Source organism: Homoserinimonas sp., from assembly GCF_056262345.1.
On the sequence record NZ_JBACFR010000307.1, the window covers coordinates 1 to 1,772 of the forward strand.

General features: G+C 64.7%; 2 protein-coding genes. Both read right to left on the reverse strand.

Annotation, left to right across the window (positions count from 1 at the left end):
• On the reverse strand, positions 1-884 hold an 884-nt coding region (gene argH, locus AC062T_RS13970; RefSeq protein WP_476031024.1), incomplete at its 3' end, for an argininosuccinate lyase.
• Positions 881-1,771: an ornithine carbamoyltransferase gene (gene argF, locus AC062T_RS13975; RefSeq protein WP_476031026.1), complete on the reverse strand. Its 891-nt coding sequence runs from the start codon at positions 1,769-1,771 to the stop codon at positions 881-883. The genes argH and argF, both read right to left, overlap by 4 nt.
• Position 1,772 lies beyond the last annotated feature (1 nt).

The following is a 1,772-nucleotide window of genomic DNA, read 5'->3' on the forward strand; positions in this document are numbered from 1 at the left end:
ATGATCGACGAGCCCGTCGAATAACCGTCGTCGAGGGTGACGAAGTCGAACTCCCTCGTGTTCCAGATGATGATCTCCTCGGCGAACCGCGAAAGGTTGATGCCGATCGTCGACGCGATGAAGGCGAACTCCGCGACAACATCGCGGCTCGCCGTTGCATCAATCGAGTTCTCGGAGGGGCCGCTCAGGCCAAGCTCGCGGGCGACCAACGCGGGGTCGAGCCCGTGCGAGCTGCCAGCGAGGGCGCCGGAACCATAGGGCGAAGCGGATGCCCGCACCGACCAGTCGCGCAGGCGCTCCAGGTCGCGAACCAGAGGCCACGCGTGCGCGAGCAGGTGGTGAGCGAGCAGAACGGGCTGAGCATGCTGAAGGTGCGTGCGGCCGGGCATGATCGCGCCCATGTGGGCCTCGGCCTGAGCTGCGATCGCGTCAATCAGCTGCACAACGTCATGCGTGATGACCCGACCATGATCGAGCAGATACAACCGCACGAGCGTGGCGATCTGGTCATTGCGGCTGCGGCCGGCGCGAAGCTTGCCGCCCAGCTCTGCACCCGCAATGTCGATGAGGTGCCGTTCGAGCGCGCCGTGAACATCCTCGTCGGACTCGGCGGCCACAATCGGGCCGCTCTCAACATCGGAGGCTAGCCGATCGAGCGCGGCGAGCATCCGCTGCAGCTCCGACTCGTCAAGATAGCCGGCGGCCGCGAGAGCGCTGGCATGTGCCCGCGAACCCTGAATGTCGTAGGGCGCCAGTTGCCAGTCGAAGTGAGTCGACTTGCTGAGACGCGCAAGCTCCGGAGACGGACCGCCACTGAAACGGCCGCCCCACAGCGACCCTGTGTTGGTCTCGCCCGTTGTCGCCTTTTCGTCGGTCATCGTCATGCCTCCACGGATGCTGCGGTCGACTTGTCAAGCAACCACACCATAAGCGCTTTCTGAGCGTGCAGGCGGTTCTCGGCCTCGTCCCAGATCACGCTCTGGCTGCCATCGATCACGTCGGCAGTCACCTCGTACCCGCGGTCGGCGGGAAGGCAATGCATGAAGAGGGCATCGGGACGGGCGAGAGCCATCAGATCGGAATCGACGCGATAGTCACCGAGGAGAGCGACCCGCTCAGCCTTCTCCTCTTCTTTGCCCATCGACACCCAGGTGTCGGTGACAACGACATCAGCATCGGCGACAGCGGCCTTCGGGTCGGTGAAGAGTGCGACAGAGCCGCCGGTCGTGAGAGCGATGCCTTCTGCATCCGCAACAACCTCGGCGCTGGGCATATAACCCTCTGGGGCGGCGATGCGCACGTGCATTCCCGCGGTTGCCCCGGCAAGTAGGTATGACTGCGCCATATTGCAGGCACCGTCGCCGAGAAATGTGACCGTCTGCCCGGGGAGGTCACCACGGTGCTCACGGATTGTGAGCAGGTCGGCAAGAAGCTGGCAGGGGTGAAAGTCGTCCGAGAGTGCGTTGATCACGGGCACCGTCGTGCCCGCAGCCATCTCTTCGAGCCCTGCCTGGGCATAGGTGCGCCAGACGATCGCCGCGACCATGCGCTCCATGACCCTGGCCGTATCGGACGCGGTCTCCTTGCCTCCCAGCTGGCTGTTGGCCGTGCTGATGATGAGGGGCACGCCGCCGAGATCGGCAATGCCGACCGCGAACGACACCCGCGTGCGCGTTGACGACTTGTCGAATATCACGGCAACGGTCTGCGGTCCCTCAAGCGGGCGCCGCTGAAAGCGGTCTGCCTTGAGAGACACGGCAAGGTCGAGGATC